The 15,599-nt window shown below is 33.5% G+C and carries 15 protein-coding genes and 1 tRNA gene; 8 read left to right on the top strand and 8 right to left on the bottom strand.

Translation table 11 applies throughout. The annotated features are described in order from the left end of the window. From AC15TD_RS06090 to AC15TD_RS06080, 3 genes are all read left to right on the top strand, one after another. Window positions 1–387, top strand: coding sequence for an MmcQ/YjbR family DNA-binding protein (locus AC15TD_RS06090; protein ID WP_484451246.1), 387 nt, complete (start codon window positions 1–3; stop codon window positions 385–387). A gap of 138 nt (window positions 388–525) precedes the next feature. Then, a complete protein-coding gene (locus AC15TD_RS06085) occupies window positions 526–1,317 on the top strand; it encodes a hypothetical protein (RefSeq protein WP_484451245.1) in 792 nt (263 codons plus the stop codon). Between the two features lie 125 nt (window positions 1,318–1,442). Beyond that, window positions 1,443–2,021: a PhnA domain-containing protein gene (locus AC15TD_RS06080; protein ID WP_484451244.1), complete on the top strand. Its 579-nt coding sequence runs from the start codon at window positions 1,443–1,445 to the stop codon at window positions 2,019–2,021. A gap of 4 nt (window positions 2,022–2,025) precedes the next feature. Here AC15TD_RS06080 and AC15TD_RS06075 read toward each other — a convergent pair whose 3' ends face one another. The 3 genes from AC15TD_RS06075 to AC15TD_RS06065 are packed head-to-tail and all read right to left on the bottom strand — an operon-like array spanning window position 2,026 to window position 3,602. Further along, entirely contained in the window at window positions 2,026–2,169 is a 144-nt protein-coding gene (locus AC15TD_RS06075) for a hypothetical protein (RefSeq protein ID WP_484451243.1), read from the bottom strand. A 14-nt stretch (window positions 2,170–2,183) separates the two neighbouring features. Next, a complete protein-coding gene (locus AC15TD_RS06070) occupies window positions 2,184–3,161 on the bottom strand; it encodes a Gfo/Idh/MocA family protein (protein ID WP_484451242.1) in 978 nt (325 codons plus the stop codon). A gap of 6 nt (window positions 3,162–3,167) precedes the next feature. Further along, complete coding sequence (locus tag AC15TD_RS06065) at window positions 3,168–3,602, bottom strand: YybH family protein (RefSeq protein WP_484451241.1); 435 nt, start codon at window positions 3,600–3,602, stop codon at window positions 3,168–3,170. A gap of 224 nt (window positions 3,603–3,826) precedes the next feature. Between AC15TD_RS06065 and AC15TD_RS06060 the strand changes: the two genes are divergently transcribed. Further along, a complete protein-coding gene (locus tag AC15TD_RS06060; protein ID WP_484451240.1) occupies window positions 3,827–4,105 on the top strand; it encodes a hypothetical protein in 279 nt (92 codons plus the stop codon). Between the two features lie 6 nt (window positions 4,106–4,111). On the opposite strand, the gene AC15TD_RS06055 is transcribed toward AC15TD_RS06060, so the two are convergent. The 5 genes from AC15TD_RS06055 to AC15TD_RS06035 all read right to left on the bottom strand — a co-directional run bounded on the left by AC15TD_RS06055 (window position 4,112) and on the right by AC15TD_RS06035 (window position 9,533). After that, a complete protein-coding gene (locus tag AC15TD_RS06055; RefSeq protein ID WP_484451239.1) occupies window positions 4,112–5,212 on the bottom strand; it encodes a DUF4407 domain-containing protein in 1,101 nt (366 codons plus the stop codon). A 120-nt stretch (window positions 5,213–5,332) separates the two neighbouring features. After that, window positions 5,333–6,658 carry a M56 family metallopeptidase gene (locus AC15TD_RS06050; RefSeq protein ID WP_484451238.1) on the bottom strand — a complete coding sequence of 442 codons (1,326 nt, stop codon included), beginning with the start codon at window positions 6,656–6,658 and terminating at the stop codon, window positions 5,333–5,335. Window positions 6,659–6,660: 2 nt separating this feature from the next. After that, window positions 6,661–7,026: a BlaI/MecI/CopY family transcriptional regulator gene (locus tag AC15TD_RS06045; RefSeq protein WP_484451237.1), complete on the bottom strand. Its 366-nt coding sequence runs from the start codon at window positions 7,024–7,026 to the stop codon at window positions 6,661–6,663. 89 nt (window positions 7,027–7,115) lie between these two features. Further along, window positions 7,116–7,976: a DMT family transporter gene (locus AC15TD_RS06040; protein WP_484451236.1), complete on the bottom strand. Its 861-nt coding sequence runs from the start codon at window positions 7,974–7,976 to the stop codon at window positions 7,116–7,118. A gap of 168 nt (window positions 7,977–8,144) precedes the next feature. Beyond that, the gene (locus AC15TD_RS06035; protein WP_484451235.1) at window positions 8,145–9,533 is read right to left on the bottom strand and encodes a dipeptidase; all 1,389 of its coding nucleotides are present in this window, start codon (window positions 9,531–9,533) and stop codon (window positions 8,145–8,147) included. Between the two features lie 97 nt (window positions 9,534–9,630). Here AC15TD_RS06035 and AC15TD_RS06030 point away from each other — a divergent pair. The 4 genes from AC15TD_RS06030 to AC15TD_RS06015 all read left to right on the top strand — a co-directional run bounded on the left by AC15TD_RS06030 (window position 9,631) and on the right by AC15TD_RS06015 (window position 15,556). After that, window positions 9,631–9,712: transfer RNA gene (locus AC15TD_RS06030), tRNA-Leu, on the top strand. Between the two features lie 439 nt (window positions 9,713–10,151). After that, on the top strand, window positions 10,152–12,332 hold the full coding sequence (locus AC15TD_RS06025) for an acylase (protein ID WP_484451234.1): 2,181 nt from the start codon (window positions 10,152–10,154) through the stop codon (window positions 12,330–12,332). Window positions 12,333–12,557: 225 nt separating this feature from the next. Continuing rightward, complete coding sequence (locus tag AC15TD_RS06020; protein WP_484451233.1) at window positions 12,558–13,766, top strand: OmpA family protein; 1,209 nt, start codon at window positions 12,558–12,560, stop codon at window positions 13,764–13,766. 110 nt (window positions 13,767–13,876) lie between these two features. Further along, window positions 13,877–15,556: a hypothetical protein gene (locus AC15TD_RS06015; protein ID WP_484451232.1), complete on the top strand. Its 1,680-nt coding sequence runs from the start codon at window positions 13,877–13,879 to the stop codon at window positions 15,554–15,556. The last annotated feature ends 43 nt before the right edge of the window (window positions 15,557–15,599 follow it).

Below are 15,599 nucleotides of genomic sequence, written 5' to 3'. Positions count from 1 at the left end.
ATGAATATAGAACAACTTCGAGAATACTGTATAAAAAAGGAAGCTGTTACAGAAGAATTCCCTTTTGATAACAATGTGTTGGTATTTAAAGTATTGGGAAAAATGTTTGTAATGGCACCGTTAGATACATGGGAAAAAGGGGAAGCGTCTGTAACTTTAAAGTGTGACCCAGAGTATACTATTGCGCTAAGAGAACAATACGAAAGTATTTTTTCCGGTCCGTATGTTAGTAATAAACATTGGAATACAATTGCTATTTATAAAGGTGAATTGCAGCCGAAATTTGTGCTCGAACTTATAGACCACAGCTACGATATGGTAATTAAAGCAATGCCTAAAAAACTTCGTGACCAAATAATAAGTTTTAAAAATAGGGGCCTAATTTAAAAAAAAAGTCATTTTTTTTTGTATATTTAAAATCTATTCCCTTGATTTAAGTTGAATTAATAGCATAGTATAGATTAACCCTAATCTTAAAATAGTATTTAATTTTAATCAATAAATAACTTTAATTTTTATCAAATTATGAAAACAACCAACCGTTTTTTTACCGCAATAGCTGCTGCGCTATTGTTATTTAGTACAACATCTTTTTCTCAAGATGAAGATCGACCAGATTATTTTTCTGTAACCACCATGTATTGGAGCAAGGATTATCAAGGCACCATGGATGAATGGAAAGCTATGGAAAAAGAATATAGAGAGAAAGTAACTAGTAAGAATGAGCATATTATGGGATCTAGTTACCACACACATTTGTTAACGCCAAATAGTAATGAGGTTCTATATGTACAAGTATATCCTACATGGGCAGATATTGATTTAGCTTCAGCCAGAAATTCTGAGTTAGAAAAAGAAGCTTGGCCGGATGCTGATGCTAGAGAAGCGTTTTTGAAAAAATTTAATTCAGTATTTTCAATGTATCATTCAGACGAAATTTACGCGACTATGCCTGGAGCAAAACTGCCTAAGGAGGAGATGACGAAAGATATGATTCTTTATATGAGAACTAATAAAATGGCTTATCCTAAAGATGGAAGTGCAAAAGAGTTTAACGGATTCATGAAAAAAATACAGGATGAGGTGATCATGAAAAATGATTACATAAAAGGTTATTGGCCAAGTATGCATGCATGGGGTCATGATAAGAGAGATTTTGTTGAGGCCTTTATGATAGAATCGTTATCAGATTTAGAAGCCATGTTCGATAAAAATAGTGAGCTTATGGAAGCTGCTTTTACTGAAGAAGAAGGTAAAGCATTTAGTAAATACTCTAAAAGCCATGGCGATGCTGTTTACACCTATGTTAAATTTTAATATATAAATTTATATATTTTAAAAAGGCACCAATTTGGTGCCTTTTTTTGATTTTTTAAAGCGTATAAATCTTACTTGTACGAACTGTTATTAAAATGTAATATTGCAAAAACAAAACAAACAGAATGAGCGTACTTAATACATTGCAAGAAAGAAGCAATAATAGCTGTGAACTATGTAAGCATTCAAACGATTTAAAACCATATACAATACCGCCTTCCTTGAATGAATCAGTTGATAATAGTCTTTTGGTTTGTGCCGCGTGTTTAGATCAAATTGAAGGTGCTTCAGATATGGACGCAAACCACTGGCGTTGTTTAAATGATAGTATGTGGAGTGAATTCGTAGCTGTGCAAATTATGTCTTGGAGAATGCTTCAAAGGCTTCGTAATGAAGGTTGGCCGAAAGATTTAATAGATATGATGTATTTGGATGATGAAGCCTTAGCATTAGCCAGAGCAAGTGGTGAACATGAAGATGAGGCTAATAAAATTATTCACAGAGATGTTAATGGCGTTATCTTAGAAGCTGGAGATTCTGTTGTTTTAGTGAAAGATTTAAAAGTTAAAGGCTCCAGTATGGTCGCTAAACAAGGGACAGCGGTAAGAAATATTCGTTTAGATCCTGAAAATGCAGAATACATAGAAGGAAAGGTTGATGGGCAGCAAATCGTTATTATCACTAAGTATGTAAAGAAAACCTAATTAGTTATTCCTCATTATCTTTTTTTTTAAAGAGACCAAATCCTAACGGAAGCATTAACAAAAGAAAAAGGAATTTTCCGGTTATAAGCCCGTAAACTGTAATTAAACCAGCAATAACAAAAACAAGATACATGTATTGTTGTTTCATCTTAACGGAAAGTTTTAAATCCTACCAAGAATTTTATCCATAATCCAAGCGGTATGTAGTGCTGTTTTTCCAGTAGATGGATGTTCTTTGGTGCCTTCTAAATGGGTCTTCATGGCTAGAACGTGATACAGTTGGATGTTCTCAGGGTGCTCAATAGTTAAGCTGACAGTTCCATTTGAGGTGATTAGTTGAACAGGGTTTTTATCAAAAACTGAAAATACGATGGAACCTTTACTTCCTATAATTTCAACAGTATCTTCTCGTTTCCAAGATCCAAAATTCCAAAAAGCTGAACCAGTAATACCGTTTTTATGAATCCATGAGGCCGATAGAGCATCTTTAGCCGAATACAAACCTTGTTGGTTGAGACTTTGTCCATTGACAGATTCAATGTCTCCTAAAATATAATGAAAAAAGTCTAGACCATGAGAGGCTAAATCATCAAAATAACCGCCTAAAGCAATACGCTTATCGGTTCTCCAGTTATAATTCTTAGACATATCTATTTCATTAGCCGGTTTGTGGAATGACCAATGGATGTGCCTGATATCGCCTATTTCTTTATGATAAATCCAAGTTTTTATTTGTTCAAATCTCGGAAGGCTTCTTCTGTAATAAGCAATAAAAAGAGGTAAATTCTTTTTTTGAAAAGCAGAAAGCATGGTTTGACATTCTTTAAATGTGACTGCCATTGGTTTTTCTATACAACAAATTTTACCAGCTTCAGCAACTTTTAATGCATATTCTAAATGATTATTTGGAGGTGTTGCTATATAAATAGCATCTATTTCTGGGTTATTAATTAACTCAGAGGCATTATTAGAAAAGGTTTCAATTTGATGACGTTTAGCAAAGTCTTTCGCTTTATCAAGATCTCTGCGCATCACAGCTTTTAAATAAAAGCCATCTACTTTTTGATAGGCGGGAGCACTTTTTTTCTCACAGACATCGCCTACGCCAATTATTCCCCAGTTTATGGCTTTATGATTCATACTTGATTAGCTAGATGTATCAGCAATAATTTTCCATTCACCATCAATCTTCTTAAAAATTATCATAAAAATTCCAGTAGCATTTCCAGCATTACGTTTCAAATGATATTCACCCATTACGTAATAAGCCTCTTCGGTTATTGGTGAAATAGCATTGATTTTAAAATTCAATTTCCCTGTGTGATCTTCAGTTGGATAGGCTTTTTTATAGCGTTCTAATGTGTTTTTCCATCCATATGTTACACCATTACTTCCATAGAATTTAAGAGAATCGCTTTTCCAATAGCCTTCCATAAATTCCTCAATATTATTTTTAGACCACGCCAAACGTTGTGACTTTAATACCGAAAGTATCTCGTCTTTATCGTCTTGTTCTGTTGATTGTGAAAAACAGGCATGACTTATGATGATGCTACATATGATTAAAATATATTTTTTCATGAGTATTTTTGGATTGAATTTGAACTTAATGTGAGTAAAAATAGCAAAATCTTGCTTTAAAAATGTTAAACATCGATTATTTTGACACTAAATATTTTTTTAACTAAAGATAAATTCTGTTCATCGAAAAAATAATGCTGTACCCTTGTTTAGTATTTATATTTACATGTAAATCAAATGATTAATAGCCCAAATTTATCGTTTAACATTAAAATTATACTGTTATGAATCTTAAAATTACTCACAGTCACAATTTTTTTAAATTAAAAGGCATTCTAGACAGAAGAAGTTTAGAATTGTTTCAAAACGAATTCAATAATATTTTTGAACGCGTTAATACTCTTACCATTAGTATAGAAGAAGTAGAATGGATGGACCGTTACGGTGTGAAGGCCATGACAGGTTTGCATGATGAAGCCATTTTAAAAAACAAAAAACTTTCTATTATTGGATTAGGTTGTAGAGAATTATATGAGCACTTTAAATATAAAACGACAGCTTAAAATCTATTAAAGTATGTTTTTTTGATGCTTAAAAAACGCATCAGCTTGAAGTTGCATGAGTTCTCTTGCTTTTTTACGCTTGTAGGTGTATAATTCTTCTTCATGTTCAATATCAGCATAAATACGATCGTTAATGGCATAATCAGTTTTTAACATGATATCCCTTTGATGTTTGTTTTGAAGCACATTTGTTTTGACAGCAGATTCTTCATCATCTAATTTGAAATCGTATGAACTTTTTGGTGATAGTAATTTTGCCAAAATTGGTGATGTTTCTATTGCTAGAAATAAAAGGAATATAAAAAATGAAGGTAACCAAGGAAGCTCACTTAATGCGTTTACTCTAGCCATTAACCCATCAAAATTATTAATGATAGGTTGCGTATTCACTACTTGAGTTTCATAATCACCTTTTAGAGATGCAATTTGCGTCTCAGTATCTAAAATCTTTGCTTTATTTTCATTTTTTAATTGCTGTAATTCAGCTAATAACGCATCATGTTTATCTCGTTTTTCTTTGTAAACAGGCCCTTTTCCAATAAGTTTTGTGCCCGCCGTACCTTCAGCTTCTGAAATATAAGTATCATAAAGGGCATTAACTTCGGCTTCTTTAGTATTGATTTCTTTTTGTAATGATGTTATTTGATTATTTAAACCTTCAATAGTTGGTGTGAACTGTTCAGCAATTTGATTTTTGTTAGCAAGTGTAAGCTCATTTTTTTGTTCGAGTAAAACCTGATTTATTTCCTTTTCAAAAATCTTTAGTTCTAATGGCTTAGAAATAACAACGGCAATAATAACAGCTAATAAAATTCTTGGAGACGCTTGGATGAGCTCATCTACAATATGGCCTGTTTTTTTTATGGTCGATACAATATATCGATCTAAATTAAAAATAAGTAATCCCCATATAAGACCGAAGAAAATAGCGGTATACAGATTATCGAAAACGGTGTAAAGGGCATAACTACCAGCTATAAATGCCATAACAGCCGTAAAGAAAACGGTAGCGCCAATACCTGCATATTTGTTTTGTTCACCAGTTGAACAGTTCTCTAAAATATCTGTATCTGCCCCTGAGCAGATAATAAAAAATTGCTTTAACATAAGATGATTGATTTTGATTGATTGTCTATTAGAACGCTAAAGCGGGTGATTTGTTACATTAATTGATAAAAAAAGCAGCCAATTGTAAAATTAACTGCTTTGAATTTTTTTTTGTGTTTTTTAATCTTTTGAGGACTCTAATTCTTTTTTCGCTAAATATGAATATTTTTTATAAAGAATCATTGTGTTGTCGTACATTTTCCTTAAATCTGAAAGATTGCCTTTTTTTTCTTTAAAATAAGCTTGCATGGCTTCTGAATAGTCGTTTGCTTTTTCATCATACTTTTTCTTAGCGTCTAATAATTGTTTTGAAGGATTATTTGGTTCATGTGGGAATGGTGGTGGTGGCGGAAGATCAATAACATCACCTTGCACCACGCTGGGAGCTGTTAGAGCAGGTGGGGGTGGTGGGAAAACAGGAAAGTGCTCAGCCGTTTTTCGTTGGGTAACAGACAGCTTGTTATAAAGATAGTTTAAGCGCTCTATTTCTTCTTTTTTCACAATAAACTCACCACTTTCTGACATTACATTGTACTTTTTTGCAAGTTGGTTATATTCAGTAATTTCTTTAGGAGTGGCTTTTTGTTGATGTGTTACAATTTGTTTATTGCTAAAACTAAAGGTTAAAATAACTAATAACGGTAATAGAATAAAACTTTTAATACATAAGCTCTGTTTTGATGTTTGTGTTTTCATAATTGTAAATCGTTTTTTGATTGATGAATAATTAATGGCATTTGCCAATTGGGGTTCAGATGCATTTGATGAGAATGCCAATAAAATTTGTTGATATTTAGAAGGTATAACACCCTTATTTAAAACGGATTGGTCTGCTAAAAATTCATGGTTTAATTTAATGCTACGCTTTATTAAATAGATGAATGGATTAAACCAAAAGAGTATTTGGAATATTTCAATAAACACGACATCTATACTATGTTTCTGTTTTGCATGGGTTTCTTCATGCAGTAAAACTTCTTTAGGTATTTGATGCGATTCAAACTTCTGTTTATTTAAAAAAATATAACTGAAAAATGTATGCGGAATTACTAAATCTTGTAGCAGAACATTAATTAGACTTTCGTTTTTAAATTTAGGATTCCGTTTAATTTTAATAACTAGTTCCAATAAGTTTTTTAAAAACTTAAAACCAAAAAGGAAAACACCCAAACCATAAATACTATAGAAAACAATGGCTAAGTAAGCTGCCAGTGTTGTTTTTGTTATTGTATTTTGAGGTATTTCAGTAGAAAATAAAGGTACTTCTTGAGGGATAATGTCTCTATATTCTGTAAATGTAATTAAAGGAATTACAAATGCTAAAACTAAAGATGCTAATAAATAAAAGCGCTTAAAGTTGTGAAAACTTTCTTTTTCCAACAATAATTTATAGAACCCGTAAAATGCAGCTAAGCACAAACCAGATTTTAATATATAGATTTCCATATTTATTTGTTTTTAAGTTGGTTGTCTATTAGGGTTTTTAAGTCTTCCAATTCTTCTTTTGTGAGATTAGTTTCTTTGGTAAAAAATGATGCAAACTGAGAAGCACTATCATTGAAAAAGTTTTTTATAAGACCGTTTACATGCTTGGAGAAATAATCTTTCTTTTTAACTAGCGGATAATATTCCCTAGAATTTCGATATAATTTATAGGCAATAAAACCCTTATCTGTCATGCGTTTTAAAAGCGTTGCAACCGTTGTTGTAGCTGGTTTGGGTTCTGGATAGGCATCAAGTAAATCTTTCATAAATCCTTTTTCAAGTTTCCATAAATAGTTCATTAAGTCTTCTTCGGTTTTGGATAGTTGCATTTACTACATTTTAGAATTAACTCTACAAACATAGAGCATTTATTTCAATTCTACAAATGTAGAGTTAAAATATTTTATAAAAATTTGATTTATCCTTTTCGAGACCTTACACTTTCAATAATAACCGTGGCTAGAATTAATGAACCACCAAAAAACGTATTCCAAGTGGGAATTTCGTTTAGAAAAAAGAAGGCCATGATAATTCCTAAAACCGGTTGAATACTGTTAATTATACTTGCGGTACTTACTGAAAAATACTTTAAACTATGGATAAATATGGAATGACCAATAGCGGTTGTAATTAGCGCTAATAAAATAACATAAGGAAATTGTGTTGTAATATTGCTAACATCCATGGTAAACATCACTGGAATTAGTAATATAGCTAATACAGAAATTTGATACATCATAAGTGTTGTTCCGCTATATTGTCCAACGTGTTGTTTCAAAAAAAGATTTCTTAGTGCGTAACAAAATGCAGAAAAAATTCCCAGTAAAATACCCTTTACCTGAGAACTTTCAAAGTTAAAATGTGGTGCCAGTATATAGATGCCTATTAGCACAATGATGCCCAAAAATATATGAATTACATTGAGTTTCGTTTTTATAAATAAGGGTTCTAATAATGCTGTAATTACAGGGAACGTAAAGAGCGATAACATCCCCAATGCTACATTTGAAAGTTTTAAGGCGTAGAAATACGTAATCCAATGCACCCCTAACAGAACAGAGCTTAATAGAATGGTTGAAATATCTTTACGTGAATTAATTTTAATATTGAATTTTCTATATCGACAAAACACATACAGAAATAGCGCCCCTAAAGCACTACGAAACCAAATGATAACTGGTGTAGGTAAATCGATAAACTTTCCTAAAACACCTGAAGTACTGATAAAAAGAGTCCCAATTAAAAGTTCAATGAGGTGGTTGGTATGCTGGTTTTTCATTTAGCGGTCTTGAACGTGTTAGCGATTATTCTTTGGTTACTATTTTATAATATTGAAATCATGAATACTTCGTATGTATAGTTAAAATCTCTTTACGATTGTAAAAGATTGCAACGAAAAGCGCGACCACCTTCTCCTTCTTAAAAGTAAAAGGTGGTAACACCCAAATTATTTAGATAACTCTACAAAATATTTATAGAAATAAGGAATGGTTTCAATACCTTTTAAATAATTAAAAACGCCAAAATGTTCGTTTGGTGAATGAATTGCATCACTATCCAACCCAAAGCCCATTAAGATGGTTTTGCTTTTTAGTTCTTGTTCAAATAAAGCCACAATAGGAATACTGCCACCGCTACGTTGCGGTATTGGTGTTTTACCAAAAGTTTCTTGATATGCTTTTGAAGCTGCTTGGTAGCCAATATTATCGATAGGCGTTACATAGCCTTGGCCACCATGATGAGGTGTTACCTTCACTTTCACGCCTTTTGGGGCGATACTCTCAAAATGTTTAGTAAATAGTGCTGTGATTTCTTCCCATTCTTGATGCGGTACCAATCGCATGGAGATTTTAGCAAAGGCTTTACTTGCAATAACGGTTTTGGCACCTTCGCCTGTGTAGCCTCCCCAAATACCATTTACATCTAACGTAGGACGAATTGAATTTCGCTCGTTAGTGCTGTACCCTTGTTCACCATATACGGCTTCAATATCTAAGGCTTTTTTATAGTTTTCTAAATTGAAAGGTGCTTTTGCCATTTCGGCTCGTTCTGCTTCTGAAAGTTCTTCAACTTTATCATAAAAACCTGGTATGGTCATATGATTGTTCTCATCGTGAAGCGAGGCAATCATTTTGGTCAATATATTAATAGGATTCGCAACAGCACCACCATAAAGCCCTGAATGTAAATCGCGATTCGGACCTGTAACTTCAACTTCCACATAACTTAAGCCTCGTAATCCCGTAGTGATAGAAGGGATATCGTTAGCAATCATACCAGTATCTGAAATTAAAATAACATCGTTTTTAAGTTTCTCCTGATTTTCTTTCACAAATGTTGAAAGGTTGACACTACCAACTTCCTCTTCACCTTCAATCATAAATTTTACATTACAGGGTAGTTGGTTGGTTTTGGTCATAAATTCTAAAGCCTTCACGTGCATATACATTTGTCCTTTATCATCACAAGCACCTCTTGCGTAAATAGCACCATGTGGATGAGTTTCAGTTTTTTTAATAACGGGTTCAAATGGGGGCGACGTCCATAATTCTAACGGATCGGCAGGTTGCACATCGTAATGGCCATAAACAAGTACTGTTGGTAAGGTTTCATCAAATATTTTTTCGCCATAAACAATAGGATATCCCATTGTTTGACATATTTCAACCGTATCACAACCCGCCTTTTCAAGACTTATTTTCACGGCTTCGGCTGTTTTTAAAATATCGTTTTTATAGGCAGAATCGGCACTTATTGATGGAATTTTAAGTAGTTCTGTTAATTCATTTAAAAATCGTTCTTTGTGCTCTTGAATGTATGCTTGTACGTTTTTCATGTTGAAATTTTATTTACTTCAAAAGTAATAAAAATTGAAGGTTTTTATAGGGAAGTGTTTGCAATTTAAAAATCTTGATTATATTTGCAATCCTTTTGCGGGCGTGGTGGAATTGGTAGACACGCTAGACTTAGGATCTAGTGCCGCGAGGTGTGGGAGTTCGAGTCTCCCCGCCCGCACTTAAAAAAGGAAAAGCCAACTTTTTAAAGTTGGCTTTTTTTATGGGTTTAAATAGTAATTACTAAAGAACCTTTTCTTTGTTCGTTTTAGAATGATTGTTAGCTCTATTTAATTTGTTTTAATTACCATTAAACGTTCTTTTTTAATTAATCCAAAAAATACGGGATTGTACATTATTGGACACCTAAATAATGATATTAGCGATAAAGATTTAACCTTATATTTAAAACATAAGTGTGTTACAGCCCATCCATATAGTAATTATTTTATTGGCAATGAGAAAAAAGATGGGTTAGTTATGGGCTATAGTTACGTAAATAATAAAATTATTAAAGAAACCATCGCGAAAATGAAATCTAAATATTCTAATTTTTTAAATTTATATTAGCGATATGTAATTTATTATTACGCTTAAATGAATTTAATATTGAAATCATCATGAGAATCATTTATTTATTATTATTCCTAATTGCAATCTCCTGTGCTAAACCAGTTACTTCACTACAAGTTGAATATGAACGTTTGGCAAAACACGCTATTAATACCCAAATTATACGAGATGATTTTGGCGTGCCACATATTTATGGTAAATCAGATGCTGATGCTGTTTTTGGATTACTTTATGCGCAATGTGAAGATGATTTTAATCGTGTAGAACAAAATTATATGTGGGCCATTGGCCGACTTGCAGAAGTTGAAGGTGAACAAGCACTTTATAGTGATCTTAGAGCCAAGTTGTTTATGACTAAAGAAGAGGCTATTTCAAACTATGAGAATAGTCCCCAATGGTTAAAAGAATTATGTGATGCCTTTGCAGATGGAATTAATTATTACTTACAAACGCATCCCGAAGTTAAACCGAGATTGTTAACTCATTTTGAACCTTGGATGCCTATGTATTTTAGTGAAGGTTCTATTGGTGGTGATATTGAGGGCATTTCTACAAAAAAGATACAAGATTTTTATGAAAATCAAACTCAAGATAGTTTTAAAAAGGACACGGAAGAAATTATAAAATCTAATGAATTAGAACCTGCTGGATCCAATGGTTTTGCTATTTCTGGAAAATTAACGGAATCTGGGAACTCCATGCTTTTAATTAACCCGCATACGTCGTTCTTTTTTCGAGGCGAAGTTCATGTGGTTAGTGAAGAAGGATTAAATGTCTATGGCGCTGTAACATGGGGACAGTTTTTTGTCTATCAAGGATTTAATGAAAAAACAGGTTGGATGCATACATCTACCTATACCGATATTAAGGATGATTTTGTAGAAACGATTATAGAGACAGATAAAAGATATAATTACAAATATGGTAATGAACTAAGACCCTTAGAAACCATCAATCAAACGTTGAAATATACAGAAAATGGTGTTTTAAAAACTAAAGATTTCACAATGTACAGAACGCATCATGGTCCCATTACCCAAAAAAATGACAGCGCTTGGGTTGCAACTGCTATTATGTGGGATCCAATAAATGCTTTAGTCCAATCATTTACCAGAACTAAATTAAATAATCACAATGAGTTTAGGAAGATGATGGATATGCGAACCAATTCTTCAAACAATACGGTATATGCAGATGCTGACGGAACTATTGCTTATTACCATGGCGATTTTATTCCGAACAGAAATGCAACCTTTGATTATGCAAACCCCGTTGATGGTAGTAATCCAGAAACAGACTGGAAAGGATTGCATACTGTTGATGAAATTATTACAGTAATAAATCCATCTAATGGATGGATTCAAAACTGCAATTCTACTCCTTTTACCGCAGCTGCAGAAAACAGTCCAAAAGTAAATGACTACCCAAAATACATGTCAATAGACCAAGAAAATTTTAGAGGTGTGCATGCCATTCGCTTATTAGAAAAAGCACAAAACTTAACATTAGATAAACTTATCGAAATGGCTTACGATCCATATTTACCTGCCTTTGAGTTGGCCATTCCTAGTTTAATTAAAGCCTATGACGTCTCTAATAAACCTATTTCTTTAAAAGAACCGATAGATGTTTTACGTACTTGGGATTTTGCAGTATCAAAAGAATCAGTAGGGATGTCATTAGCGCATTTTTACGGACAATCATTTTTGCGTGATGCCATGATTCCTTCAGATTTAAGCGATATGGAGAAAGTTGTTTATTTCTCTACTAGAGCCACAGTTAAAGAACGTCTAAATGCTTTTGAAAAAGCCGTTACTAAGTTGCAAGAAGATTTTGGTTCTTGGAATACACCTTGGGGAGATATCAATAGATACCAAAGGCTTGACGGCAGTATTAATCAAGTCTTTAATGATAGTTTGCCTAGTATCCCTGTTGGTATGACTACCTCTAGATGGGGCGCACTTGCTGCTTTTGGTATGCGAACCAAACAAACAACAAAACGTATTTATGGAACACGCGGTAATAGTTTTGTTGCTGTTGTTGAATTTGGAGATAAAGTAAAGGCAAAAACAATACTTGCTGGTGGTCAAAGTGGTGATCCATCTTCGCCTCACTTTAACGATCAAGCCCAACGGTATGCTGATGTTCAATTTAAAGATGTTGCTTATTATTTAGAAGATGTAAAAGAAAGAGCAGTAAGTACCTATCATCCAGGCGAAAAACAATAATCTACTAACTCATTCAATAAATTATTTAGTGCTTTCTCATTATTAATATAAATTATAGCAAATATTTCTTATTATAGTTTAAAATTATTGATAATATAATAAAACATAACATTTGTCATGTTTTATTATATTTTTTTTAATCATCTTTAAATGAGGATATTATATTATTTTAATTATAATATTCTCTTCTCAAATAGAAAATATAACTATTAAAACTATAAAAAGATGAAAAGACCAATTGTATTCCTACTTCTTGGGTTATTCCTTTTTGCCCCTATTTCTGCTGAATCACAAATTTTAAAAAAACTCAAAAATAAAGTTGAAAGAAGAATCGATCGAAAAGTTGATAAAACGATGGATAAAGGTTTAGACAAGGTTGAAGATGAGATTGATGGTAAGAATCAAGATGCTAATTCAAAAGAAATTGAAAATAAAGATCAGGGTTCTCAATCAGAATCTAAAAGCGATAATGAAACTCTAAAAGTTTGGTCTAAATATGATTTTGTTCCCGGGGATGTGATTTTGTTTGAAGACCTCTTGGAGAATGAAGAAAATGGAGAATTCCCGTCTAAATGGGATATCCATTCTGGGAACGTAGAAAATGCAACCTTTGATGGAGAAAATGTAATTAACTATCAAGAAAATGCGGCAATTGTTCCTTTGATCGATAAAAAAGGAGATTATTTGCCTGAAAAATTTACGATAGAATTTGATATTTATTTTACGTCTCTCAATACGCTCTATCAAATTTTCTTTTATGATAAAGTTGCAGAAAATGGCAGAAAACCTGCAGAGCTCAATGACCTTAGAGAAATGACCATTAGACATAATAATGTTAGAATTGGTAATTTTTCAGGAACTGTTGATGGGTCTAGTTTCCGTGATATGCCATTGTGGAGACATGTAGCCATTTCATTCAATATTCGTTCTCTAAAAGTATATTTGGATGAGAGCAGGTTGATCAATATTCCGAATCTAAAAGCAGATCCAAAGGGCCTAACTATTTATGCTTATAAACGCCTAAATGATCCGGCACTTGTTAAGAATGTTAAAATTGCTGAAGGCGCAAAGAAATTATATGATAGAATACTTACGGATGGTAAAATAATTACTACTGGTATTAAGTTTGATTCAGGAAAATCTAGTCTGAAGGCAGAATCGATGGGTACTATTAATGAGATATATAAGATCATGACTGATTATCCTGAGCTGAAATTTAGCGTAGAAGGACATACCGATAATGTAGGAGCTGATGAGTTTAATTTAACCTTATCAAAACAAAGGGCAGAAACGGTAAAAAATAAATTGATTTCCATGGGTATAGCCTCTGAAAGACTACATTCAAACGGCTTCGGAGAGTCTAAGCCTCTACATGATAATTCAAATGATGCGGGTAGGGCTAATAACCGAAGGGTGGAATTTGTAAAAATCTAATTTAATAAACAATATAAATGGTTTAATAAAATATTTTTTGATGCTGTAAGTGTTGTTGTCGCCTATTTAGATTGCAACGGCTTTTAGAAATATTAATGAAAACGATTCTCATGAAACAAATCTTTAAATATATTTTTATTATTGCTTTTTTTCTTTTAACGGGCATAAGATGTAAGAAACCAGAGCCAATCTCCTCTCTACCCGAACCAAATCCAGCGTCTGCAGAAATAACTCTAGACGCTGCTAGTTCTACTAGTGAAACTATTGGTCCTGAGGGTGGCAAAATCGAAATAGTAGGAACTGATGGCTTGGAATACCTTTTCACTATTCCTAAGGGTTTTCTAATTTCTGAGACCGAGATTACAATGACGCCAATTGCAAGTCTAACCAGCCCAATGCTTGAAAGATTCACAGCCGGGGTTCAATTTGAACCTGATGGCCTCGTAATGCCCGGTGTGGCCTGGTTGGAGATCTCAGGTGGCGTTTTTAAAAATAAGCTCATTGGTATAAACTATGAAGGTGATGGTAAAGAAGTTGCTCTCAGTTGGGCGGAATTGGACGGTTCAACTTTACGAATTCCTATCTCTCATTTCTCTGGTTCAGGAGCAGGAACTCCTGCTCCCGGTGCCGGAGATCGATCGCCAACTGGTCATTATAAGGCAATGTCGAATTTGATAGCGGAGGCCTATATCGAAAACGACTCTTATTGTATAGGGCAGTCACATCCGACCGGTAAGTATTCAATTGCATGGTACAAAGGACTATTAACAACTTTTATCTTACCAAAACTAGAGAAAGCAGCAAAAAATGATCTTTTGTTGGCCGATGCCATCAGAAATTATATAGACTGGTATGCCTGGCCTCAATATGTGGATGGTATGTTGTGTTTTGATATAAATGAAGAAATAGATGGAAACATGGAGACAAAAGCCGAGGAATTAATAAAGATAGGCTTAGAGAATGCCATGGATACGGCATCTGACTATTGTGCTAAAAAGCATGATATTAGTGAGACGACCCATATGATTAATTGGGTTGCTGCATCCCATTTACTTGAGGGGATAATTACTAACGTATCGCTCGATACTTATGATATGATTGAAAGAATCAAGGACTGTCTGACCTTCGAATTGCAATTTAGTTCGCATCTCGTAATTGGTGAAGGTGCCCGTGAGACCTTCTCCTGTGATTTGAGTTCAACTATTAAACCGGTAATTCCAGAAGCTAATGGGCAGTATTTGGGTTGGATTTCTAAGGAGGACGCCAATCAACCGGCCTATGGTCCATTGAATTATGAGCCTAGTTTTAAAAATTATGCAAAAGGATGTGATATTATCTTTTCTAAAATCAAAACAGAGCCCGCTTCGGTCTTTCTGCCTCAGGTGAACATCCCCAAACCAACCCGTATTGTTAACAAATATATAAATATACCGGATCAAGAAGAAAATCAACAAGAAGATGACGGAGACCAAAATAAAGACGTGTTGCTAATTTTCTATCCCTTAGAAGGCTCAGAGTTTATTTCTGCCACTTGCGCAGATCCAAATTTGTGGGGCAGTACCAACGAGGACGGTACCTTTGGAACATTCTATTTCAATATGCTCTATAAACATAAGATGTATCCCAAATATGGAGGTTACAGGTTCATGCTAGAAAAACAGGGTCCTGGCAAGTTGTATGCCCGTAAAACCATAGATTCGACCCGATATGAAGAAGGTGCGAAAATCAACGAGCGGACATCCTTCGAGCTGTTTCATAAGCCGAAAGGTGTTCAAAAAGCTGGAAATTAAAGAATTTGACTTTTTTAAGTAACTAGTAGCACTTTTCAAATAA

Source organism: Yeosuana sp. (assembly GCF_057126245.1).
Note: the sequence above shows the minus strand (reverse complement) of the source record. Positions and strands in the feature narration are given on the sequence as shown.

Coding starts and splice junctions, on each gene's coding strand:
- AC15TD_RS06080 (WP_484451244.1), top strand. CDS start 1,443: ATGAGCGTACTTAATACATTGCAAGAAAGAAGCAATAATAGCTGTGAA.
- AC15TD_RS06050 (WP_484451238.1), bottom strand. CDS start 6,658: ATGGAAATCTATATATTAAAATCTGGTTTGTGCTTAGCTGCATTTTAC.
- AC15TD_RS06040 (WP_484451236.1), bottom strand. CDS start 7,976: ATGAAAAACCAGCATACCAACCACCTCATTGAACTTTTAATTGGGACT.
- AC15TD_RS06065 (WP_484451241.1), bottom strand. CDS start 3,602: ATGAAAAAATATATTTTAATCATATGTAGCATCATCATAAGTCATGCC.
- AC15TD_RS06015 (WP_484451232.1), top strand. CDS start 13,877: ATGAAACAAATCTTTAAATATATTTTTATTATTGCTTTTTTTCTTTTA.
- AC15TD_RS06070 (WP_484451242.1), bottom strand. CDS start 3,161: ATGAATCATAAAGCCATAAACTGGGGAATAATTGGCGTAGGCGATGTC.
- AC15TD_RS06035 (WP_484451235.1), bottom strand. CDS start 9,533: ATGAAAAACGTACAAGCATACATTCAAGAGCACAAAGAACGATTTTTA.
- AC15TD_RS06090 (WP_484451246.1), top strand. CDS start 1: ATGAATATAGAACAACTTCGAGAATACTGTATAAAAAAGGAAGCTGTT.
- AC15TD_RS06025 (WP_484451234.1), top strand. CDS start 10,152: ATGAGAATCATTTATTTATTATTATTCCTAATTGCAATCTCCTGTGCT.
- AC15TD_RS06075 (WP_484451243.1), bottom strand. CDS start 2,169: ATGAAACAACAATACATGTATCTTGTTTTTGTTATTGCTGGTTTAATT.
- AC15TD_RS06055 (WP_484451239.1), bottom strand. CDS start 5,212: ATGTTAAAGCAATTTTTTATTATCTGCTCAGGGGCAGATACAGATATT.
- AC15TD_RS06060 (WP_484451240.1), top strand. CDS start 3,827: ATGAATCTTAAAATTACTCACAGTCACAATTTTTTTAAATTAAAAGGC.
- AC15TD_RS06085 (WP_484451245.1), top strand. CDS start 526: ATGAAAACAACCAACCGTTTTTTTACCGCAATAGCTGCTGCGCTATTG.
- AC15TD_RS06020 (WP_484451233.1), top strand. CDS start 12,558: ATGAAAAGACCAATTGTATTCCTACTTCTTGGGTTATTCCTTTTTGCC.
- AC15TD_RS06045 (WP_484451237.1), bottom strand. CDS start 7,026: ATGCAACTATCCAAAACCGAAGAAGACTTAATGAACTATTTATGGAAA.